Genomic DNA, 21,461 nt, shown 5'->3' with positions numbered 1-21,461 from the left:
ATCATGAAGCGTTCTACATGGATTCTATACGGAGTCTTCGCCTCGTTGCCTTTGGGCGCATCCGGTGGCTGCAGTTCGTCCGACGAGGATGTCGACGATGCTCCGCCATCCGCCATCGAGTCCGACTCGCAGAGCGACGCGACCCCACCGAGCGATTCACCGATCGAAGCGGCTCCGCCACCGTTGTCGTCGTTGGGGCACATCGTGGTGATCTTCATGGAGAACCACAGCTTCGACAATCTCTACGGCAGCTACCCCGGGGCGGAAGGTCTCTCTTCGGGCAGCGCAAAGATTCCGCAGCTCGATCCGTCGAGCGGAAATCCCTATTCGACGCTTCCGCAAACGGATTCGAACATCCCCACCAATCTACCGAACGAGCCTTTCGACATTACCAACCATGCGCCCCTCCATCAGGCCACGAAGGACCTAACCCACCGTTATTATCAAGAGATCGCCCAAATCAACGCGGGCGCGATGAACCTGTTCGTGGCGAACAATTCTTCGAAAGGGCTCGCCCTCGGCTACTATCCAACGGACAGTCTTCCGGTCGTCCAATTGATTCGCACGATGTCGGGCAACGTCACCGTATGCGACCACTTCTTTCATGGAGCCTTTGGCGGGTCGTTTCTCAATCATCAGTGGTTGATCGCCGCGGCAACGCCGTATTGGGAAGACTGTCCTGCGGACAAGCGCGCGGTGATCGATTCGTCGGGCAAGGTGACGAAGGATGGAACGTGCACGCCGGATGGATACGCCGTCAACACCACCGTTCCCACCAACGCGCCAACGTCGAGCGGTGGCACCAAGTTGCCCGTGCTGACCGGGACCACCATCGGCGATCAGCTCACCGGCGCGGGGATCGACTGGGCATGGTATTCGGCAGGGTGGAACGATGCCGCGGGTGGCAATCCGCCGTCGGGCTTCACATTCCATCATCAGCCATTCGTCTATTACGCGCCCTACGCCGGTGGGCAACCTGGGCGCGCGCACTTGAAGGACGAAGCGGACTTCCTCGCAGCGGCGAAGAATGGCTCGCTACCGCCGGTATCGTTCGTCAAACCGCTCGGCGGCGTCAATGAGCATCCCGGCGCAAACCTCCAGAAGGGGCAGGAGAAGGCGGTCGAGCTCATCAAAGCCGTCGTCGACGGGCCGAATTGGGACGATGCCGCGGTCATCGTGACGTATGACGAGAACGGCGGCTATTGGGACCATGTGGCCCCGCCGACGAAGGACAAATGGGGGCCGGGGACGCGCATTCCCGCGATCGTCTTTTCCAAACATGCGCGCGGTGGCGTCGACAAGACGGTCTACGACACCACGAGCATCCTTCGTCTCATCGGGAAGCGATGGGGCTTGAAACCGCTCAACGAGCGCGTGGCAGGGCAAAACGATCTATCGAGCCACGCGATGATTTTCACGGATTGATCGGGCGCGCGAGACACGGATGCGCAGGCAAACGACGGCCAAGAAGAGCACGAATGCGAATGCACTGGCGTGCGCAGGGGCGTCGGGTGTGGTGGCGCATCCTCGGTCTTCGCCTTCGTCCGAGCTGCAGGGCTGGTAACACGAGCATCCGTCCGCGGCCGCGCAAAAGCCTCCCGCGCAATCCGCATCCGAGGAGCATTGACCCGTCAAGCGGCCCGGCGGACGCCCCTGGAGACCGCAACGCCCCTCCACGCATTGCCAGGCCGTGGGACAGTCGGCGTCGGCGGTGCACCCGAGTTCGCACTGGTTTGGACTCGCCGAACGCGAAGGGGCCGGAGCGTGGGGCTCTCGGAGTCGTTCGAGTCCATGCGCGATGAACCCCGTGAGCTCGATGTCCACGCGCGCATAGGTGGCGCCCTGATTGCAATTCGGGTCGCCGTACGAGGCGACACCGACGATCTTCCATGCACCGTCGACGTCGGCCAGCGCGGGTCCACCCGAATCCCCTGCACAGCTCAAAGAGGGTTCCGGCCGAACGCGAAAATGTTCGGCCAGCATTTCGGATACCCGCGCCGTACCGGAGCGCCGTGTCCCCGTCTGGCCATGGTCGTCGCGACCGTATCCTACGAGGGTGACGAGTTTGCCGGGGAGCCACGAAGTATCCCCGGGGTCGACGAGCGCCAGCGGCGCAATCTCCAGGGCTTCCGTGAGCTGCACCAATGCCACGTCGTGTGACGGCGAGACCCAATCGGGATGCCGCAGCGTCCGTGCAATCCCGATATGCCGAGCGTCGAGGGCTCGGATGTCGCGACCGACGACCATTTCGGCTTCGCCCGGGGTGAGGTATGCGACGCAATGCGCCGCGGTAAGCACGATGCGTGGGTCGATCAGCGTTCCCGTGCACACCGCGACGGGCGACGCGCCGCACGCCATCGGCACCGTAACGAACGCCACCACGGGAGGGTGGTCGACGTCGTCCGTGCCTCGGGAGATGAACGGCGCGCTCGACGTGGGTGGCAAGGGATCGCGTTCAGCGAGCATGGCTCCGGGATCGTAGGTTCCGTCGAGGGTCACGGGCCATCGGAATGGGCACGAACCGTACCCGTTCCGATGGCCTTCTCGAGGGATAGATCAGAGACAATTATGCGGCGCAAACGTATAATCGTCGAACGCGGATCCCCAGCTCCCGACGCCGTAATCGTGCCGCGCGCAATCCGCCGTGTACGTGCCCGATCCCCACGCAAACCAGAGATTGTCCGGCCCACACCCGACGCCGCAACGCCCGGGACAATGCGGCGACGCACTGCTGCCGCAGGACTCACCCTTTCCCATCCAATTGTGATAACCGTGCGCGTCCTGCCAGCGGCACCCACAGGAAAGGTACGCCCAGCCGTTCTCCGCAACGGACTTGAACGCGGGAAGCGGCGTCGATGAAGGTGCTACGCTGAGGAAGTTCACCGTTCGCGCCAACCCCTCGAGCGACACGGGGCCGTAGTCCGGTATGGCGGCGGCTAGCCCCTCGAGCAACCGAGGCATCGCGTTGATCTGGGCTTGATCGAGCTGCCCCGAGTTGGCATCGAAGTCGCCCTCACCCTGGGCATAGTCGATATGAACTACGAGGTTCGTTTCGCCGGCGCGAATCGTGACCTCCACCTTTTTCGTCTCGTATTCGACGGATTTGAAGCTCAAAGACGTCGAACTGTCGACGAAGGTCCCTTCGATGAGCGTGGGCGTATGCGCGGTAATGGTGACCGGTTTGGCGTCGTTGGCTGGCGGAGCATCGGACGGAGTGGAACTGGAGCTGCACGCTCCAACGCCGATGGCAGACAAAACCAAGAACGTGGCGACGAAGGTCGATTTCATCCATTTCTCCTTTTAGTTTTCAAGTACGCCGGCGGGGCATCGTGAAATTCACACGACGGGACAAAGGCGCCCTCACGTTCACTCGGCGAGTCGTTAATTATCTGTACGCAAACAAAATGCTATCTCTCGATCGTCGGTCACTTTTTTTTCGACGCAACGGCGTATCGAGGCAAAAGTGACCAGACACACGTCATTGCACTTCGCAGACCATCGCATTCCTACCGTAGGAAGAAGGCGTTCTCGAGCTGTCGCGAATCTTCCTGCACGAAGCCAAATGCAATCATTGGGCGGCGAATCGCGCTGATTTTCACGCCACCATGGTGCGCATGGCCTATCGTGTCTTGGTCGACGCGGGACCAAGGTGCACCGCGCGCGGCATCCGCGCCGATCGCCTATTTCGCAATATCGCGCAAAAATACGCGTGTATCATATTTGGTACACGGGTGGTACGGACCCCTAGGTACACTTTTGCAGTCGATTCGGGGCATCGCGCCATTGGTCCCACGCGATCGGACCAATGACCGCGAACAGGACCATGGCGCCGCCGAGCATCGTCGGTCCGCGCGGCGTCTCGCCGAAGGCCAGCCAGACCCAGAGCGGGGCAAGAGGCGTTTCGAGCGCCCCCACCAGTGCCGTCTGCGCTGCAGGGATGAACTTTGCGCCGATGGTGAAGAAGACGAGCGCCAACCCCATATTGGAGACGCCGAAGGCAATGAGCTTGGCGATGTCCTGCCCGTGCGCCGGCCAGGTGGAGACGAATGGCAGGCTGGCCAACGCGGGCAAGAGTGCCGAAACACAGGCCGCCGGCACCAGCGGTACGTCCGGGAAACGACGCCGCAGGACCATGAACGCGGCAACGAACAACGTCATGGCCAAGGCAAGAACGTCACCGAGCAAGCTGCCTTCGCCCATACCGCCGGCGACCGTCACCGCCACACCGACCAGTGCAAGCAGGCTTGCCGCGAGCACGGCGGGGGAGACGCGTTCGCGCATGACCAGCCAGGCCAGACCGGCGGCCGCGAAGGGTACGGCTGCATAGATGCTCGAGACGTGGGCGACGCTCGTCAGCTTGAGGGACGCCACGAAGCAAGCCATGCCGCAGCTCGAAAGCAGGCAAAATAGGAGGCCGATGCGCCCCATCGCGGCGAAGGCGCGCAAGGTGTTGCGGCGCTCCCTCACCAGGACGAAGACGAAACTCGTGATCGCTCCGAACAACCCTCGCCAAAACAGCAGCGCGGCGATATCGAGCGGCACGGCGCGGGTGAAATAGCCCGCGGTGCTCCAAAGGACGGCGGCAGCCGCCACCAGCAGGAGACCAAGGCGGTGCGGGGCAAGCGCCACCGGTATGTGCCGTTCCATTGGCGCCGATGGAAGCAGAACCTGCTGACACGAGGCTGTCAGCTTTGTCGGGACGAATGAAGCGCCGAGCCCGAGCAAGTTGCATCACGGCGTCACGGAGGTCGTGCTATCGCATGTCCATGCTGAACGTCGAACATGCCCGCGTTCTTGCCGAACGCATCTGGGAGGACGAGATCGTCCCGCAATTGACCGAGTACATCCGGATCCCGAACAAGTCGCCCTCGTTCGACCCGGTGTGGAACGAGCATGGCCACATGGAAAAGGCGGTCGTACTCATCGAGCGATGGTGCCGTGCGCAGTCGATTCCGGGGCTCCAGGTGGAGGTGCTGCGCCTGCCGAACCGCACGCCGCTCATCTTCATGGAGATCCCGGCGTCCGGTAGCCAGAGTGGGGCCAAGGCCGATGACACGGTGCTTCTTTACGGGCATCTCGACAAGCAGCCGGAGTTCACGGGCTGGCGCGAGGGACTCGGTCCGTGGACGCCGGTGCGCGAAGGCGACCGCCTCTACGGGCGCGGGGGTGCCGACGACGGGTATTCGAGTTTCGCGGCGCTCACCGCGCTTCGTCTGCTGAGCGAATCGAAGGCGCCGCACGCGCGCTGCGTGGTGCTGATCGAGGCCTCGGAAGAGAGCGGCAGCCCCGACCTGCCCGCGTACATCGAGCAATTGGGCAGCCGCATCGGCCAGCCGAGTCTCGTCATCTGCCTCGACTCGGGCTGCGGGAACTACGAGCAACTCTGGTCCACGACGTCGCTCCGCGGCTTCGTGGGCGGCACATTGACCGTCCGGGTGTTAACCGAAGGCGTCCACTCGGGCAGTGCCAGCGGCATCGTTCCTTCGACCTTCCGCATCGCCCGGCAACTCCTGTCGCGCGTCGAGAACGAGCAGACCGGCCGCGTCTTGCTCGATGCACTCTACACGGAGATCCCGCCGGCCCGACGCACGCAGGCCGAGGCCGTGGCGGAGGTGCTCGGCGACGAGGTGTGGACGCAGTTTCCGTGGACGGAAGGCGCCCACGCGGTGACCAACGACCGCGCCGAGGCGTTGCTGGCGCATACCTGGGCGCCGGCATTGAGCATCACGGGCGCGGCCGGCCTTCCCTCGATCGAAAATGCGGGCAACGTGCTACGGCCGGTCACCCAGCTCAAACTCTCGATGCGCATCCCGCCGCGGGTCGACCCGGCAACGGCGCTGCAAGCGCTGCGCGATGAACTCGAGCGCGATCCGCCGTACGGCGCACACGTGCGGCTCGAGGCCGAACGCGGCGCCTCGGGATGGAGCGCTCCCGATACCGCCCCGTGGCTGGCGCGCGCCATGGACGAGGCCTCGCTGGCGTTCTTCGGCAAGCCCTCCCTTGCCATGGGCGAAGGCGGAACCATTCCGTTCATGGCCATGCTCGGCGAGAAATTCCCCGAGGCCCAATTCGTCATTACGGGCGTGCTCGGCCCGCAATCCAATGCGCACGGCCCGAACGAATTCTTGCATATCCCCACGGCGAAAAAGGTGACCTGCGCCGTGGCGAGCATCTTGGCCGCCCACGCTACGCGCTAGTCTACTTGCACGACACGCCCCGATACCACCGAGGCATCCGCTCGGTGGTATCGTCAATCGGACAGCCAGTCGAGGACGGTCCCAATGTCGATCCCGTCGTTCGAATCGTCACGATTTAGTCGCCACTTGCCCTTCTCCAAGTAGGCGTCGTAATCCCGCTCGTCGTAGCGCATCGGCGGAGGGAAATTCTGCGCGGCAGCCACCTGCGCACGGCGTCGTTCCTCGAAGAAGTGCGAGACACTCTGCAGTTCGTCGCGGTCGAACCACGTCCCGTGGGCGTCGCAGAGATCCAGCTCCGTGCGCGTTCCGTGGACCGTGATCCGCCGCAAATCGACACCGCAAACCGGGCACGCAGGCCGCGCCGATACCTGTGGAAACGGCATGCCATGACCCGCCGCTTGATCGGCCAGCGCGACGGCGTCCGGTTCGAGCTGTTGGAGCAGGCGCGCGGCCAGCTCGTTGCCGATCCAAACACCGCCGCACACGCCGCAACCGTGAAGCTTCACCGTCCCCCGCGCTCCCTCGAAGAGTGGGCGGTTGGGGCAATGCGGACATACGAGAGGGGCTTCCATGGCGTCGATCTTACGCGCGCTCGGTCGGAAGCGAAACGGTGGTTTCGATGGGCTCCCGTCGGTGGCGAACTGGACACGTTTGGACATGACACAAGCATTTAATCGGCTTCGCGTTGAACGGACGCGGAGCGGTTGGGAACTACTTGGCAACCGAATCAAGGAGGTCGCATGAATCTAACCAGGACGTTGTGTTTGGCACTCGCGGGTTGGACGTTCGCGGGTTGCTCGGAAGGCAGCTCTCCCAGCGTCGAGGGGCGCACATCCAGCAGTCTGACGGCCGGCCCGGACATCCAACTACGGACGCCATTGCAACGAGGTCTCGACACGATCCATTCCGGCGGGGTGGTTGGCGTGGTCGCCCGCGTGAGCGACGGCGAAGATCACATCGACGCTCGCAGCGGCCAGGCGCGGCGGGGCAGCGCGGAGCCGGTGCCGTTCGAAAGCCAATTCCGGATGGGGAGCAACACGAAAACGTTCGTTGCCGTGGTCATTCTGCAACTGGTCGACGAGGGCAAGGTTCGCCTGGAGGACACCGTCGATCGGTGGCTGCCCAGTGTGGTGTCCGGGCATGGGAATGACGGCAAGAAGATTACGATTCGCCACCTCCTGCAGCACACGAGCGGCCTTTACAACTACACGCGAGATATACTTTCCGACTTCACGGAGAAGGATTACTACGTGAAGCGATTCCATCGCATCTCTCCGGAGAAGCTCGTCGCGACCGCCATCGCGCACGAGCCGAACTTCGCCCCCGGCGCGGGCTGGAGCTATTCGAATACGAACTACACGCTCGCCGGCATGATCATCGAAAAGGCCACCGGTCACGACTGGAGTACGGAGGTCCGCACGCGCATTTTGGAGCCTCTCCAGATGGTGCACACCTTCGAGCCCGGAGATTGGCCCGGGCTGCCGGCACCGCATCTGCAGGGCTACAACGAGTTCGCTGCGGGAAAGCCGCTGGTCGACGTCACGTTGTTCAACATGAGCTGGGGCGGCGCCGCAGGTAGCCTGATCACCACGACGGCGGACCTGACTCGGTTTTGGCGCGCGCTCCAAAGCGGGGAACTCCTCTCACCGGCGCGCATGGCGGAGATGCACGACACCGTGCCGGCGACCGAGCTCCAAAGCGTGTTTCCCGGCCTGCGCGACGGACTCGGCATCTTCTGGACCCAGACGAAGTGTGGCGGCTACTGGCATCATCCCGGCGACACATTCGGGTTCTCCACCCGCAACGCCGTCGATGAAGAAGGCACCCGTGCGATCACCTTTTCGGAGAATACGACCAGCGACGTGCCCGAGACCTCGGTCGCTCGGATCAAAGCCGATCTGCAACTGCTCGAAGACGTCATGTGCGCAGGGCGGTGAGGCTTCCACGTGGCCACGGGCGGTAGTCCCATGTTCGCGCGCTGGGGCCCGCGCGAACGGCGGCATCGTTTGCCGTGACACCCGTCGTGCGAGTGGCGCGAAAGAATGCGCATCGCCAACTTGGGTATCACCCGACGCGCGACGCGGAAGACGACTTTTGCGGACGCCGGCGCTTCGCGCAGCGAGGACAGTGCGCGCGCGGGAACCTCGGGCGCCACGGCGCTCGTGCTACCGAACAAGAGCAGCGAGGCAAGGATCGCTTTGGTGCGTGTGATCATCGTGTTGATTCATGACGTTCGCCGAGCCCGCCGACAACCTTGAAATGGGAGCGACTGCATAAGCTGCACTTATGCTCGTTCGCGGGGCTCGATGCTGGTCAGCGGGGTGCGCGCTTCTTCTTCTTTTTCGCGCTCGGCACTTTTCCGATTCGCGGATCGCGGCCGCGCACCATGGCACACGCACGAAGAACGCTATCTTCGAAGTCGTCGCTATCGACGGGTATCATTTGCCAATTGGTCTCGCCGGTGCCAAGCACGCTGATGGATCGAAGGCTGGGGAGCTCACGGCGCAAAGAGTCGTGATGCTCTTTGGTGGTCGCGACCCACACGCCGTTGTCGCCGTCGTTCTTCTTGTCGCGGAGGAGGAACATGATCTTCTCCTCGACGTACACGGCGATGCATCCGAACATGGGTCGCGTCCACGGACCGACGCCGTCCAGCTCATCGAGAACGAACTCGAACGGGATCTTCTTCTTTTTCCGAGTTGCGAAAAGCTCGTCGGGGTCGCGCCTCATGCACCTTCGAGCCTAACATGTCGCGTGCACGCCCATGAGTTACGATCTCTACTTTCGCGCCCGCAGCTCCTCGCCCCCGTCCATGAACCACATGCGCACATGGTTCGAGGGACGTGCCCGCTATCGCTTCCACGGCACGGCCGACGGTGGCCAAGCCGCCTACGAAAACGAAGCTACGGGCATCCATTTTCAATTCGACTTCGAGGCGGTCGACCACGAGCCCGACGCACCGCCCGTGCTGCCCATCGCATTCAACATGAACTACCTTCGCCCGCACGTGTTCGCCCTCGAGGCCGAGCCCGAGGTCGCGGCCTTCGTGCGGCACTTCGACCTGGGCGTCGAGGATCCGCAAGGCGCCATACCCGGCACGGACTACGACACGGCAGGCTTCCTTCGCGGCTGGGATGAAGGAAACCGCGCCGCGTGCCGCCTTTCGTTCGCGGGGGACGACGACGCACCGTGGACATTGCCCTCGGCCGACATCGCGCGCACCTGGCGCTGGAACTTCGCCGTGAACGCGCTGGCCGAGCGCATGGAGGCGCAGCTCCTTGCGTGCTTCGTCCCGACGATTCTGCTTCTTCGCTCGGACCTGGCGCCCCGCCGTGTGCTGCGCGCGGTGGTGTGGGACGGAACCTGCGGCATCCTCCTGCCCGAGGTGGACTTGGTCGTCTGCCGCGGCGGCGAAGACCGCCTGAATGGCATCGAGATGCAGGATCTCACCGCGTTGCTTCCGCCCTCGAACGACTGGCCCGATCCGCCGGCCCGCATGCTTCCAAAGGAGCAGCTCGGCGACACCTTGCCCGCGCGAATGAAGAGCTTATTTCGCCCTTTCCAGGCCACGCGGCTCGAGCCGAGCCAGGTACTCGATGCCGAGTTCGTCGCATCGTCCGGCGAAGCCTGACCGGCAAGCCCTCGCCTTCGCCCCGAGCCAACCCCACAGCCTATCCATGCAATCCCCCCCGACGCGCGGCGAAGAGCTTCTCTCGGAGCTCTGGGCCAAGGTCTACAACCCTCCGCAAGATCTCGACGCCATCGATCGCCTCTGCACCGAGGACTTCATCCTCTCCAACCCCGATGGCGATGTGGTGGGCCGCGTGGCGTTCAAGGAGTGGGCACGCACGTTCTCCTCGAAAATCCGCGACATGCGCCTCACGAGCCTCGACATGTTCACCAGCGCCGATGGTACGCGGGTCGTGTCGCGCTGGGTGGTGACGGGATACAACCGAGGCGTGCTCGGATCGTCCCCTGACGACCGCCCCATTCGATTCAGCGGGATTGCAGTGTGGGAGGTCCGCGACGGCAAGCTCGCCCACAACTGGGTGGAGCGCAGCGCGTACGAACTATCGCGCGAGCTCGCGCAACCGGTGACGTGAGGCTCACGGCCAGGTCGTGGCGCGTTCGATCAACGGTCCGCGATTCCGGTTTACCACGCAGAAGCGCTGCCCGGTGGGTGCCTCCATGACCCACCATTTTTGTTTGACGAATGCAATTCGCTTTGCACCGAGAGCCTCCAGCCGCCGGACCTCGGCGTCGAGATCGTCGGTCTCGATATCGAGATGAATTCGACTTTCGTGCTGCACCTTCTGGAGCACGATGCTGGGCTCCAGCGGGAGCGTCGTCAGATCGCGAAAGTCTCCACTGTTGCTCCGCAGGGGCGCAACGGAGCGCCCCAACGCTTGGCCCCAAAAGCGGGCCGCCTCGTCGATGTCATCCACGCGGCAATCGAGAACCAATGTCGATAGGCGGCTACGGTGCATGAGATTTCTCCATGCGCCGTAGTCTACACGGCCGGCGTCGCGCGAACCTTCGCGCTCCAATGCTTTTGAACCAGGCTTGCCAACCAGCCCGCGATGCTCCCTACGGCCGCGGCCACGCCGAGTTTGACGAAGGTCATACCCGAGGGCGGAAGGTGCGATGCAAAATACGAGACCAGCCCGAGAAAGAATCCGAGCAAGTTGTTGAAGACTGGAACGAGCCGCAGGGACACGACCACCATCGCCACGGAAAAGACGACCACGGTAATCGTCCACGCGCCCAGATGGGGACCGAGCGCATGAAGCCCCAAGGCGGCGGCCATGCCGCACGCGAGGCCCACCAGCACGCACGCGAAGTTGATCGCACCGTGCCGGAAATCGATTCCACGCGTGAAGTACGCGATCCAACCGATGAACATGGCCCACACGGGCAGGTCGAGAAGCACGAAGCTCACCGTCGCCGCCCCCGATGCGACCAATGATTCGCCCACGGTGATCTTCCACTGAGCCGAAGTCGATTCACGCGCATGAGACACCCCCGCCGCCATGATACGTTCCACGAGATTCTCCTTTTGTCGTGCGTCCGCGGTTTCATCCGCGTCGCAAGGAGAGAATGGGCTCTCGTGCAACATGCGGCCAATGCACATTGGCGATATCGATCATGTCCGCGACGCAAGTCGTCGGACGGAGCTCAGGGTGGCATGCCGCGAGATCGTCCTTACGCGGCGGCCTTTTGAATGCCGCCAAATACGAGGGTGACGACAGCTTCGGCGCTCGCGTTGTCGAGCGGCCCGCGGCCGTAAAGCATGCGAGCAATCATGGGGCCGAAGATCATGTCCATGCCGATGTCTGGGTCGACTTCGCTGCGTATCTCGCCGCGGTTTACCCCGCGCTCCCAGATGACCCGCACGTCGTTCCGCCGTGAGGCCAGAAATCGCACGCGAAAGAGCTCGAGGAACTCGGGGTCGCTTTGCCCCTCTGCGATGAAATCGCGAAACAGCCGTCCTCGTTGGCTGGTGTAAAACCGTAGAATCGATTGAAGCTCCAGCTTGAAATCCTGAAACGCGGAGCCGGTATTCGGAATATCGACGTTCTGCCGCATCATCAACAAGAATGCATCCAGCGCGATGAGATTCTTGTTGGGCCACCACTTGTACAGGGTGGCCTTGCTGACGCCCGCGCGCTGCGCAATGGCCTCCGCCGTGACGTCTCGGAGCGATTTCGTCGCCAGAAGCTCCGTGGTGGCGGTCAGAATGGCCGCCTCGATCTCCGCGCTACGCTGGCGTCCTCGCGGTTTTGATTCGATCTTGAGAGGGTTCATGATGATTCGGGTCCGTGAAAAGGGCCGATTCGGTCCCGTAGGTTCGTTTCATGCGGTATTCGTCGTGGCCGTTCGTGGGCTTCGCATCGATTAGCGCAGGTTGGGGCTGACGCCGGGCAAACCTTCCGAAGCCGAAACCCGAAGGGCCGCGGTGCGCTGCTGCGCCGTCTGCGTGGCGCTCTGGACCGGCTTGATGTAGTTCGGCGAAGGCTGGTAGGCCGTCGACGCCGTGTAGTTGAGCGCCATCGCCGGTTGCACCGTCTCGATGTGCGCGGGTGCCGGCATCGCGGGCGCCGTCAGGATTACGGTGCGCTCGTTCGGCGAGGGATTGTAAAACGTCGCCGACGTGGTGGTGGCCGTCGCCACCTTGGGGGCGACCTTGGCCGTCTGCGCCGGAGCAACGCGCGCCGGGCTACCCACGACGCCGGTCACGCCCACGGGAGGTTGCACGGCCAGCGGACGCGAATTCGGGGAAGGCTGATAGATGCTGGAAGGATCGACGCTGCCAACGGGCGACTCCGCGAGCGCCTCCGAAGCGTACCCAACGAGGCCAAACGCAAACGCACCAACCACCGAGGCAAGACGAATTGAGTTCATGATCGCAGCTCCCATTTTCTAAACTGTTCGTTCAGTTTCTTATGTCTGAGAATCTAAACTGCACGTTTAGTTTTTCAAGGCCCCTCGTCCCTTTTGTTCGACTAGGCCGAATGCCCAGAGAACGTGACCGAAATAAACTGAGGAGCTCGGTTCATTTCAGCGCTCGCATTCGCCGCGCACGAAGCCAACGGTCCGCTCATCTGGACTCGCTTCTCGGTGCCGCGATGCTTCATGCCCTTGAGTACTGACGGGCCGCGGGCTGGTTTCGGGGTACTCGAAAAACAGCGCGCAGGGTGTGGGCGCGGGTCGCCGAGGGGCACGAGCGAAGACGTTGCCTCGAATGCCCGTACAAACGATCGATGGCCCGCTTCGTTCGACTCGCCGCACGGATCCCGGATCCGGAGCTTCGAGACGAGCTCGCCTATTCCATTTTTGCCGTATGGCAAATACGACACACTTCTTGAGGGGGCTCTTCGTGCATCTTTCGGCGGAGACGCTTTCCGCGGCCGCGCTGCCTTGCCGCGCAGCCGTGCTCGAGGCTTTGACGGCGTCTTGATTCCAAGACACGTACAATTCGCATCGGCGCTGTGCGCCCCCGCAACGGGCAAGTCCATCACCCAAGACGCACAACCTCGTTTTGCTTGGTATATCGTGGCACGATGCGCACACTTTCGGCGTTGGCGGTCGTGACCCTCTTCGTGGCCTGCGGTTCGAGCAATGACACGTCGCCCGATGGCGGAGGGCAAGGCGATGGCGGAGGGCAAGGCGATGCAGGAGGCGGCAAGGACGCGGTGGCCGACGCCAACCCCGAAGTCGATGCTGGCGCTGATGCTGCCAGCGATGCCGATGCCGCATCCGATGCCTCGACGTGCCCGAAGACACTGCTCGTGGGTGGAAAGGACGTCGTCCAGCAGGGCTGGAGCGTCATCTCCCAAGGGCAGGCCTCACTGACGTACGTCGATGACGACACGTACCTCAAGACGTCGACGGCGACGGGCGCGACAACGGGTGGGCAGCTGCTCCTGCGCCTCGACGGCGCGTTCGAAGACTCACGCCCCTTTCGGGTCCAGGTGGTGATGCGCGTCGAATCGGTGAATCCGCACAATCCGCTCGACAGCGCCGCGGCCATCCTGGGGTCTTTCACGCCACCGGCTGGCACCACCAGCGAGCGCACTCAAATGATCTACCTCGATGCCAACCAGATCGGATGGGCAGGCGACGACACCGCACCGTTTCCGATGTCGGTGGTGGACGGCGCGTACCACACGTACGAGTTATCCCTCGACGACACCGGCGTCGCACGCGTGCGCGTCGACGGTGTGGTCGCGCTCACCCGCTCCGGGTACGCCACCAACGGTCGATTCGCCATTGGCGACCAGACGAACGACCGCAACGTCGACAGCGCGATTCGCATTCGTTCCATCACGCAACTCTGCCCCTGAAGCCGCGCTACACCATGGCGAGTCCCTCGCGAGAGGGTTTAGCCGTTGGGGTCGAACGGAATGTTGGCCGGCTTCGCTTTGGCGAGCTCCCCGTTGAAGCTGCCGTCCCGCAATCCGAATTGGGCACTGCCGAAATCGTATTGGGTCAGCTTGTCGCGAAAGCCGGATGGGTAATTGTCCCAGCCAATGAGGGGTGGATATTGCCATCCGCCTTTCAGATTTTCCGGTTGTTCGCCAAAGCCGGCGATGCGGAAGCAATGCGTGCCAATGCCATCCTTGTGGTAGATGACCTTGGGGTGCGTGCCCGAGTCGTCCCAGGGGACGTCGTTGCGGGCATATGTGTTGTAATTGCCGTGGGCGGACACCGAAACGTAGGCCGGCCAACCGCCGTCGGGCACCCACACCACGACGTGCTCCCAATCATTCTTGTGACCGCCGAGGCCCGACCCCGCAACGGCTTGGTCTTTCTCGAAGTAGAGGCCATAGATGTAGGCGCACCAGCCGTTGTTGCATTTGGAGCGCGAATAGCCATTCGTATTGTCGAGGTCCGACATGTCATGGCATTGCCCATTGACCGCGCCGCTCGGATTCAATCCGGGCGCGATCGTCCCGTCCCGGCCAATGGCGGGCGTCGGGTAGCATCCGTCGCCATCGTAGTCGAACGCGGGCTCGTAACTCCGGTCCGACCATGGTGCATTCCAATCCAGTGCTTTCGGCGGATCGGCCAATGCAACACCTGCCAATAGCGTCAAGCCAGCTGCCGTCAGGACTCGCAGCGCCTTTTTCATTTGGCCATGCACGATGCTCCTGATTTCTACACAAGGCAACAATCGTCACGACCCGTTGCACAATCGAAGCACGACCGCCGCACACCTGCGACGGTGTGGAGCACACTGGCCGTCATCGACGGATAATGCAGTGCAGTAAACGCATTACACGTCCGGCGCAGGATTCAATGGTCGCTCGAAGATCGTCCGCAGCACGATGGTCGTGCGCGTATCCACCGTGGGAAGCTTGCGCAGCCGGTCCAACATTTCGGCGAGTGCTTGCGTCGACTCCACGCGCACCTTGAGCAGGTAGCAGTCTTCCCCCGCGACCTCGTGCGCCTCGAGCACGCACGGTTCGGCGAGGAGCGCTTCGTTCATCGTCTTCTTGGCGATCTCGCTGGGTTGAAAGCGGAGCGCCACGAAGGCCGCCGTGCCTCCTCCCACCGCAGCGGGGTCGACGGTGGCGTGGTAGCCGGTGATCACTCCCTCCCGCTCGAGCCGGAGGAGGCGATCGCGCACCGACGGCTCCGAAAGACTGACCTCTTGAGCAAGCGCCCGCACGGTCTGCCGGCCGTTTGCGCCCAGCATCCTCAACAACGTTGCATCGATCTCGTCCAGTTTGCGCGACATCTTGCCTTCGTAGCCTCTGTTCCTAATGTATGGAGGTCGATAGGTCAATCCACCTAATAAACAGAGGCTACACAGTTATGGAAGCTCATTTGCTTCGCCAAGGGGTGTCTCGGAAGCCCATTTTGCCGTGGGTTGCGTTGATCACGGTCTGGTTTCTCTGGGGTTCGACGTACCTCGGCATTCGCGCGGCCGTGGAGACCATTCCGCCGTTCACCATGGCGGGCGCCCGTTACGGTTTCGCCGGTGCGGCCATGTTCGCGGCGCTCGGGCCGAAGCATGCGCGCGGGGAGAATCGCCTGACGTGGCCGCAGGTCCGCTCATCGATCCTCATTGGAGCGCTGCTGCTCATGGGTGGCAACGGGCTGCTGAGCCTCAGCGAAAAGAAATTGCACTCGGGTTTGGCCGCGCTGATCGTGGCGACCGTTCCGGCGTGGATGGTCATCATCCATGCGGCGCTCACCAAGACCCGCATTCCGGGCCCCCTCCTCCTTGCGCTGGTGCTCGGCACCGCGGGCGTCGCCGTTCTCGTGGGTGGTCCCGGCAGCGCGATCGACATGGGCGCCGCCGCCATCGTGCTCATCGCTTCGGTGTTCTGGGCCGCAGGCTCCGTGCTCTCGCGCACGGTGACCCTGCCGAAGCATCCGCTCGTGGCCACCTCGCTCCAGATGCTCTCGGGCGGCGTGCTCCTCCTGATCCTCGGGACCGTGCGGGGCGAGCTCGCGACATTTCACATCGCCGACGTGTCCACCCGCTCCGCGTTGGCCATGGTGTGGCTCACACTCCTCGGGTCGATGGTGGCGTTCAGCGCCTACGTCTACGCCATCCGCACACTCCCCAACGACGTCGTGGCCACGTACGCCTACGTGAATCCCATCGTCGCCGTGGCGCTCGGCGCGGTCCTCGACGGCGAACCCGTCACGCGCAATCTGCTGCTCGGCGGCGCGATCATCGTCGGCTCGGTGGTGCTCATCGTGACCGATCGGGCAAAGCGCCACGCGGCGGAACAGCGGCGGGCCACAGTGTGATTGGACCAGGGGCGATTCGCACGTTGACCCCTATGCCGTCCCGTGTTGAACCCTATCCTCGATGTCCATGCTCCCCGACGTGACCTCGCTGCGTGATGCCTCCGAGATCGTTTACCAGACGATGAAACCCACGCCGCAGTACCGCTGGCCGCTGCTCGGCGAAGCGGTGGGCGCGGAGGTGTGGGTCAAGCACGAGAATCACACACCGGTTGGAGCGTTCAAGATGCGCGGCGGGTTGGTCTACTTCCGCGAGCTCTCCGCGCGGCACCCCAAGGGCGTGCACGTGGTCAGTGCCACACGCGGGAACCATGGGCAGTCGATCGGGGTCGCCGCCGGCCGCCATGGAATCAAGGCAACCATTTTCGTGCCCCACGGCAACAGCCGCGAGAAAAACGCGGCGATGCGGGCGCTGGGCGTCCAGCTGGTGGAACACGGCGAAGACTTCCAGGCGGCACGCGAAGAAGCGGCTCGCTACGCCGCGCGCGAGGGCTCGCACTTCATGCCGTCGTTTCACACGGACTTGGTGCGGGGCGTGGCCTCGTACTGGCTCGAGTTCTTCGACGCCTTGCCGAATCTGGACGTGGTCTACGTGCCCATCGGGCAGGGCTCGGGCATCTGCGCCGCCGTGGCAGCCCGGCAAGCGCGCGGCGTTCGGACGAAAATCGTGGGCGTCACCTCCGCACACGCCCCTGCGTACGCGCTCTCGTTTGCCGCGCGCAAAAGCATCGAGGCCCCCGTCTCGACGCAGCTGGCCGACGGCATGGCCTGCCGAATCCCCGACGCCGATTCGCTCGAGATCGTGCTGAAGCACGTCGACGACGTGATCACGGTGACCGATTCCGAGATTGCCGCGTCGATGCGCCTTTACTTCACGGCGACCCACAATGTCGCGGAGGGCGCAGGCGCCGCCGCGCTCGCAGGTGCACTGCAACAGCGCGCGAACCTGAAAGGACGTCGCGTGGGCGTCGTCCTTTCAGGCGGAAATGTCGACGCCGACGTGTTCGCCGGCGTACTCACGCAGCCGTAGCCCAGATTACTCGTACCGCTCGGGAATCACGGGTCGCTGTGCGGGCCCGTGGCATCGATGAAGACGTAGTCCGCTTGGTACGGTGCCGCGTGCGTGGGCTGCTTGATGGGATCGCAGCTGCCCGATGGGGCGACCCCGCCTACTGTGTTCAAGCGCAGAATCTCGTCGATGCCGGCAAGCCGGCCGCGGGATTCGCCGACCTGGGTGGCGGCCAGATGGAGTTCGGCGATGTTTCCGGCACCGTTCGGGATTCTGGCGGTCACCCTGCCGGTAACCGCGGAGCCATCGCGTGCGCGCCATTCGGGCGGACCGGCCGGGCCCGGGTTGACGAAGAAGTGCGAAATACCGCCCTCGAGGGTGGCCCGCACGTTGTCTTGGGTGAAGGCGAAGGTTCCATCGGCTTGCACGGTGCATGCGTAGATCTGCGCGCCGCGGATCACGGACGCGCGGAAGTTTTGCTTGAGCGCCCGCTTCATGTCGATGGCGCTGCTCAATGCGTGGACCTGACCGCGGACGGCGCCATCCGGGAATGGTTCGGTGTGAAGATTGAAATAGAAATTGCCCGGATTCGATCGGATGTCGTCGAGGAGCTGCGGGTCGTCGACGCGAACGGTGCCGCTTACCGAGGTTTGTCCGCACGGTACGGGCGTGGTGAAGAAGGGAATCTTGACGGGGCCGTTGGTACCTTTGGCGCCCTGGTGAAGATGGCCCGCCGTGAGGCCTTCGATGCCGCGAAATTCAATGGCGAACGATACGTCGTTGCCTCGGATTTCCATGAAGGCGATGGCGCGGCGGTCTTCGTCGCCGGCTGCCGCCCCATTCGGCACCTCGTTGGCGCCATTGAGACTGCCCGCAAAGAAGGCCGGTTCGCCGGGCGCGGCAACGTCGAGCGGAGCCGCGGTCGACGCGGACTCCACCTGTTCTGGCGCCGAATCGCTCATCGATGGTGCGGCGCCGCACGCAACGAGGATCAGCGCGAAGGCGGTGCTAATGACTTGGTATTTCGTTTCTGCGAATGGATGCATCTTGGTACTCCTGTCGATGCATTCTGCAGTTTGCAACCGCAGTGCCGAAACGCGAACACGGCCATACCACGGTGATTTCGCCACGAAATGAATTCGAGTCGCGTTGCACCCGTGCGACGGCAACGCCCGCGCGAAACACCGTAGATCACACTTTTCGAGATGAATTAATGCGCCTGTTTGACGATGTACGTGTCGTTGCCGCGCCTCACCACGAAATAGACGTCGGTGTCGTCGAGCGCGATGCGGGAGATCTCGCTGCCTGCGGCGCTCCAGACCGGCGGTTTGGTGGGCTCGCAGCGGGCGGAAAGGTCGGTGCACCTTCGCAGAACGGCGACTCCCTGTTCGTTTGCGGCCCAATAGAGCTTGCCGTTGCGCACCGCGAGGGACGCGACCCCTGCCGCCGGAGTGACGATTTCCTTGGCCTCGCAGCCGGCGGCACACTTGGAAGAAATGGTCGTACGCGTGTTCGTGACGACAGCCCAGTACAGCACGCCGTTGTCGAACGAAAGGAACGAAGGCGGTGAGGAAAAGCCCTCGGCGAACCTGCCCGCGATCCATGTGCCGCGTACGGTAGGTATCGTGAGGATCACGCGATCCTCCTGCAAGGTCCAATACAGGTCCGAGCTCGAGGTGCCCATGCTCACGACGTTCCCGCCGCTGTATCGGTCGTGGGTCTCGCCGTCTTCCGGCGAGTCGTAGAAAATGCTCCCCTTGTGCGTGCCGGTGATGAGGATTCCGTTCGCGACGGTGATGGGTCCCGCGTATTCGCGCTTGATGAACTGCGCCGTTGGCGGCTGGCCTCCCTGTTTCTCGGCACGCCAGACCCCGCCGGAGTGCTGGGCATCTTGGCTAATGCTCCAAAATGCATGCTTGTCCGACAGCGCGAGCCCTTCGGGGCGGGTGGGCACGGTGGCAATCGTCCGAGCGTCCCCGCCGTTCTTCGGGCATGCCTTCACCGCAAACCCTTGTTCTCCCGAGGGTGGGCCCTGAAGCCAAAAAACGCTCGTCCCGTCGATGGCCATATCGAGAACGACACCGTTCTCGATACGCCAGATCTCGACGGCCGGCTCGGGCGCGCTCGTTTCCGCATCGTCTCCAATGGACGCATCGTCTCGGATGGACGCATCCTCGCCAACCGCGCGGCCCTCGGGCACATCACCCAGAATGGCCCCGCATGCCGCGCTTCCCAGTGCGACCGCGATGGAAAGAGTTCTTCGGAGGGTCATACGTATACGCCGAGTATACATCGTTCCGGCTGGCCCATGGTCCGTTTCGGCCAGTTGAATGAGGCCAGCCGATTTGTCTCCGCCGGCCAACGGGGACGCTCACTCCGTCGAACTGGCCGTCTCCGCCCGGTGGCGCGGTACACACGGGCCCTCGTCTTCGGTGTCCCAGTCGGAAAAGGTTTCGCCCTTTACCTTTTCGAAGAGAACGAACCGCGGTGTTTCGGCAACCTTGCGGAATACGGGCCCCGGGGGTTCGTCGGCGAAGGGGTCGATGTCTTTTCCTTGAACGATGACGTAATCGAAATAAACCCCATCGGCGCGATTGCGGTAGACGCATGGCGCGTGGATGAAAAACGACAGAGGCTTACGCGGCGGCTTCTGCGACTCGACGTAGTGAATGGGCCAGTGATGGAGCTCGGCAAAGGAGTACGACGCCACACCGCCGCCGCGCGCACGGTGGTAGGATCCGGCATACAGGCTGGGCCAGTGCCGGCGCGTCGACGACGCGTCGAAGTTCAATGTCATGACATTGGTTCCAGGCTTCATTCGGTCGAGCAATGCATCGAAGCCGGCCATATCGACATGCGAATACGTCCAAACTTCGTACCCGGCCCACCCACTCGTGATCAGACTCGCCCCCACCACGAGCGGCAAGAGCCGCAGGTTGATACGCGAGGCATCGAGCTCGAGTGGCAAAAGAGCACTGAGTGCAATCAGCGGTGCCAACCGCACGTTGAGCATCGACCCGGCACCCACGCGAAACGGCGTCAACAGATACGCGATCATCGCGCATGCAAAGGGCACGAAAAGTGGGACCCACGCTATCTGCGACGGCTCGCGTTTCATGTCGCGCCGTAAGGTCGTCACGGCCAGGACGAAGAAGGCCCCCCACCAGATGCCGGCACAGACTTCGTCGACGTGCGACAACCAGATGTCGAATGACCATAGCGGAAGCGCGTGCATGGCCCGCATGAAGCTCATCGAGCCGATTTCACCCGCGTCCGCAAGCGAGTCGCCGTGAATGGTCATCTTGCCGAAGACGAACCACACGAGCGCCGTCACCCCGCTCGGAACCATCCACAGTATGCGCTGGATGGCGTCGGCCAAACGCCGGCCTGCCTCGCGTCGGAGACTCGGAACAACGCTCCAAATGAAGGCGGTGACCGAAAAGAAGAGGTATGAACTCAAATGCAAATAAAACAGCGCTACGGCTAAGAACGCGAGCAGAATGGCCCGTGAGCGCTGCGGTGCTCGAACTTGGTGTGAGACCAGGCCGAGAGAGAAGAAAGCCAGGGGGATCGATGCGATGAACGGGAGGAATCCGATCAGCAGTGCCCGATTCCAAAACACCATCGGTGCGAACAGCGCAAGTCGCTCGTCACGTCCCAACGCGCGAAGCAAGCTGCGAAAGGATACGGGAAGTGCCACACCGATCAGAACGAGCAAAAGCAGATTTGCGCGTTCGGCGTTGCCCACGATCGGTGCAAGAAGCGCCCCAACGGCATGATAGAGAACGTACGGACTGCGGGCGATGGCCAGGACGTAATATCGTGATGCAATGGATTGCGGATCGGCCAGATCCTGCATCGTCGCAATCGACGCAACGTGCTCGGGAAGATCGAGGAACGGAAGATAAGGTCCCGCAAAAAGCGGGGCCACCGCGAGAAGCGTGGTGCACCAAAATGCGGTGCACCACGCTTTCGAAACGCGGGTGGCCGGA

At 63.2% G+C, this 21,461-nt stretch carries 22 protein-coding genes; 8 read left to right on the top strand and 14 right to left on the bottom strand.

What is annotated here, in order from left to right; all coding sequences use genetic code 11:
• The first annotated feature begins 3 nt into the window (after positions 1 to 3).
• Positions 4 to 1,425: an alkaline phosphatase family protein gene (locus tag LVJ94_49820; GenBank protein WXB04980.1), complete on the top strand. Its 1,422-nt coding sequence runs from the start codon at positions 4 to 6 to the stop codon at positions 1,423 to 1,425.
• Here LVJ94_49820 and LVJ94_49815 read toward each other — a convergent pair.
• From LVJ94_49815 to LVJ94_49805, 3 genes are all read right to left on the bottom strand, one after another.
• Positions 1,393 to 2,499 (bottom strand): trypsin-like serine protease, encoded by a 1,107-nt coding sequence (locus tag LVJ94_49815; protein ID WXB04979.1) that lies wholly within the window; start codon positions 2,497 to 2,499, stop codon positions 1,393 to 1,395. The genes LVJ94_49820 and LVJ94_49815 overlap by 33 nt on opposite strands.
• A 57-nt stretch (positions 2,500 to 2,556) precedes the next feature.
• Positions 2,557 to 3,288, bottom strand: coding sequence for a hypothetical protein (locus tag LVJ94_49810; protein WXB04978.1), 732 nt, complete (start codon positions 3,286 to 3,288; stop codon positions 2,557 to 2,559).
• A 456-nt stretch (positions 3,289 to 3,744) separates the two neighbouring features.
• The gene (locus tag LVJ94_49805; protein WXB04977.1) at positions 3,745 to 4,647 is read right to left on the bottom strand and encodes a DMT family transporter; all 903 of its coding nucleotides are present in this window, start codon (positions 4,645 to 4,647) and stop codon (positions 3,745 to 3,747) included.
• Between the two features lie 113 nt (positions 4,648 to 4,760).
• Between LVJ94_49805 and LVJ94_49800 the strand changes: the two genes are divergently transcribed.
• Positions 4,761 to 6,197 carry a M20 family metallopeptidase gene (locus LVJ94_49800; protein WXB04976.1) on the top strand — a complete coding sequence of 479 codons (1,437 nt, stop codon included), beginning with the start codon at positions 4,761 to 4,763 and terminating at the stop codon, positions 6,195 to 6,197.
• 53 nt (positions 6,198 to 6,250) lie between these two features.
• Here the strand turns inward: LVJ94_49800 and LVJ94_49795 are convergent, their stop codons facing one another.
• Positions 6,251 to 6,769, bottom strand: a complete 519-nt coding sequence (locus tag LVJ94_49795; protein ID WXB04975.1) for a zf-TFIIB domain-containing protein — start codon at positions 6,767 to 6,769, stop codon at positions 6,251 to 6,253.
• Between the two features lie 168 nt (positions 6,770 to 6,937).
• Between LVJ94_49795 and LVJ94_49790 the strand changes: the two genes are divergently transcribed.
• Positions 6,938 to 8,134 (top strand): beta-lactamase family protein, encoded by a 1,197-nt coding sequence (locus LVJ94_49790; GenBank protein ID WXB04974.1) that lies wholly within the window; start codon positions 6,938 to 6,940, stop codon positions 8,132 to 8,134.
• A gap of 376 nt (positions 8,135 to 8,510) precedes the next feature.
• Here the strand turns inward: LVJ94_49790 and LVJ94_49785 are convergent, their stop codons facing one another.
• Positions 8,511 to 8,927 (bottom strand): hypothetical protein, encoded by a 417-nt coding sequence (locus LVJ94_49785; protein ID WXB04973.1) that lies wholly within the window; start codon positions 8,925 to 8,927, stop codon positions 8,511 to 8,513.
• A gap of 34 nt (positions 8,928 to 8,961) precedes the next feature.
• On the opposite strand from LVJ94_49785, the gene LVJ94_49780 reads away from it, so the two are divergent.
• Together LVJ94_49780 and LVJ94_49775 are read left to right on the top strand one after the other, a co-directional pair.
• Positions 8,962 to 9,828 (top strand): hypothetical protein, encoded by an 867-nt coding sequence (locus LVJ94_49780; protein ID WXB04972.1) that lies wholly within the window; start codon positions 8,962 to 8,964, stop codon positions 9,826 to 9,828.
• A 46-nt stretch (positions 9,829 to 9,874) separates the two neighbouring features.
• On the top strand, positions 9,875 to 10,300 hold the full coding sequence (locus LVJ94_49775; GenBank protein WXB04971.1) for an ester cyclase: 426 nt from the start codon (positions 9,875 to 9,877) through the stop codon (positions 10,298 to 10,300).
• Between the two features lie 3 nt (positions 10,301 to 10,303).
• On the opposite strand, the gene LVJ94_49770 is transcribed toward LVJ94_49775, so the two are convergent.
• The 4 genes from LVJ94_49770 to LVJ94_49755 form a co-directional block, all read right to left on the bottom strand.
• Positions 10,304 to 10,684 carry a VOC family protein gene (locus tag LVJ94_49770; protein WXB04970.1) on the bottom strand — a complete coding sequence of 127 codons (381 nt, stop codon included), beginning with the start codon at positions 10,682 to 10,684 and terminating at the stop codon, positions 10,304 to 10,306.
• Positions 10,685 to 10,707: 23 nt separating this feature from the next.
• On the bottom strand, positions 10,708 to 11,241 hold the full coding sequence (locus LVJ94_49765; protein ID WXB04969.1) for a DUF1097 domain-containing protein: 534 nt from the start codon (positions 11,239 to 11,241) through the stop codon (positions 10,708 to 10,710).
• 158 nt (positions 11,242 to 11,399) lie between these two features.
• Complete coding sequence (locus tag LVJ94_49760) at positions 11,400 to 12,002, bottom strand: TetR/AcrR family transcriptional regulator (GenBank protein ID WXB04968.1); 603 nt, start codon at positions 12,000 to 12,002, stop codon at positions 11,400 to 11,402.
• A 90-nt stretch (positions 12,003 to 12,092) separates the two neighbouring features.
• On the bottom strand, positions 12,093 to 12,599 hold the full coding sequence (locus LVJ94_49755; protein ID WXB04967.1) for a hypothetical protein: 507 nt from the start codon (positions 12,597 to 12,599) through the stop codon (positions 12,093 to 12,095).
• A 659-nt stretch (positions 12,600 to 13,258) separates the two neighbouring features.
• On the opposite strand from LVJ94_49755, the gene LVJ94_49750 reads away from it, so the two are divergent.
• Complete coding sequence (locus tag LVJ94_49750; protein WXB04966.1) at positions 13,259 to 14,041, top strand: hypothetical protein; 783 nt, start codon at positions 13,259 to 13,261, stop codon at positions 14,039 to 14,041.
• A gap of 38 nt (positions 14,042 to 14,079) precedes the next feature.
• On the opposite strand, the gene LVJ94_49745 is transcribed toward LVJ94_49750, so the two are convergent.
• Entirely contained in the window at positions 14,080 to 14,829 is a 750-nt protein-coding gene (locus LVJ94_49745) for an NPP1 family protein (GenBank protein ID WXB04965.1), read from the bottom strand.
• Between the two features lie 144 nt (positions 14,830 to 14,973).
• On the bottom strand, positions 14,974 to 15,438 hold the full coding sequence (locus LVJ94_49740) for an Lrp/AsnC family transcriptional regulator (protein ID WXB04964.1): 465 nt from the start codon (positions 15,436 to 15,438) through the stop codon (positions 14,974 to 14,976).
• 77 nt (positions 15,439 to 15,515) lie between these two features.
• On the opposite strand from LVJ94_49740, the gene LVJ94_49735 reads away from it, so the two are divergent.
• Both LVJ94_49735 and LVJ94_49730 read left to right on the top strand, forming a co-directional pair.
• A complete protein-coding gene (locus LVJ94_49735) occupies positions 15,516 to 16,463 on the top strand; it encodes an EamA family transporter (GenBank protein WXB04963.1) in 948 nt (315 codons plus the stop codon).
• A gap of 61 nt (positions 16,464 to 16,524) precedes the next feature.
• On the top strand, positions 16,525 to 17,490 hold the full coding sequence (locus LVJ94_49730; GenBank protein ID WXB04962.1) for a threonine dehydratase: 966 nt from the start codon (positions 16,525 to 16,527) through the stop codon (positions 17,488 to 17,490).
• Positions 17,491 to 17,516: 26 nt separating this feature from the next.
• On the opposite strand, the gene LVJ94_49725 is transcribed toward LVJ94_49730, so the two are convergent.
• The 3 genes from LVJ94_49725 to LVJ94_49715 all read right to left on the bottom strand — a co-directional run bounded on the left by LVJ94_49725 (position 17,517) and on the right by LVJ94_49715 (position 21,400).
• The gene (locus LVJ94_49725) at positions 17,517 to 18,515 is read right to left on the bottom strand and encodes a CHRD domain-containing protein (GenBank protein WXB04961.1); all 999 of its coding nucleotides are present in this window, start codon (positions 18,513 to 18,515) and stop codon (positions 17,517 to 17,519) included.
• A 164-nt stretch (positions 18,516 to 18,679) separates the two neighbouring features.
• A complete protein-coding gene (locus tag LVJ94_49720; GenBank protein ID WXB04960.1) occupies positions 18,680 to 19,741 on the bottom strand; it encodes a hypothetical protein in 1,062 nt (353 codons plus the stop codon).
• Positions 19,742 to 19,840: 99 nt separating this feature from the next.
• Positions 19,841 to 21,400, bottom strand: a complete 1,560-nt coding sequence (locus LVJ94_49715) for a hypothetical protein (GenBank protein WXB04959.1) — start codon at positions 21,398 to 21,400, stop codon at positions 19,841 to 19,843.
• Positions 21,401 to 21,461 lie beyond the last annotated feature (61 nt).

The organism is Sorangiineae bacterium MSr11367 (assembly GCA_037157805.1).
In the GTDB taxonomy this organism is placed as follows: Bacteria; Myxococcota_A; Polyangia; order Polyangiales; family Polyangiaceae; genus Pendulispora; species Pendulispora rubella.
This window is presented reverse-complemented; position numbering and strand designations above follow the sequence as displayed.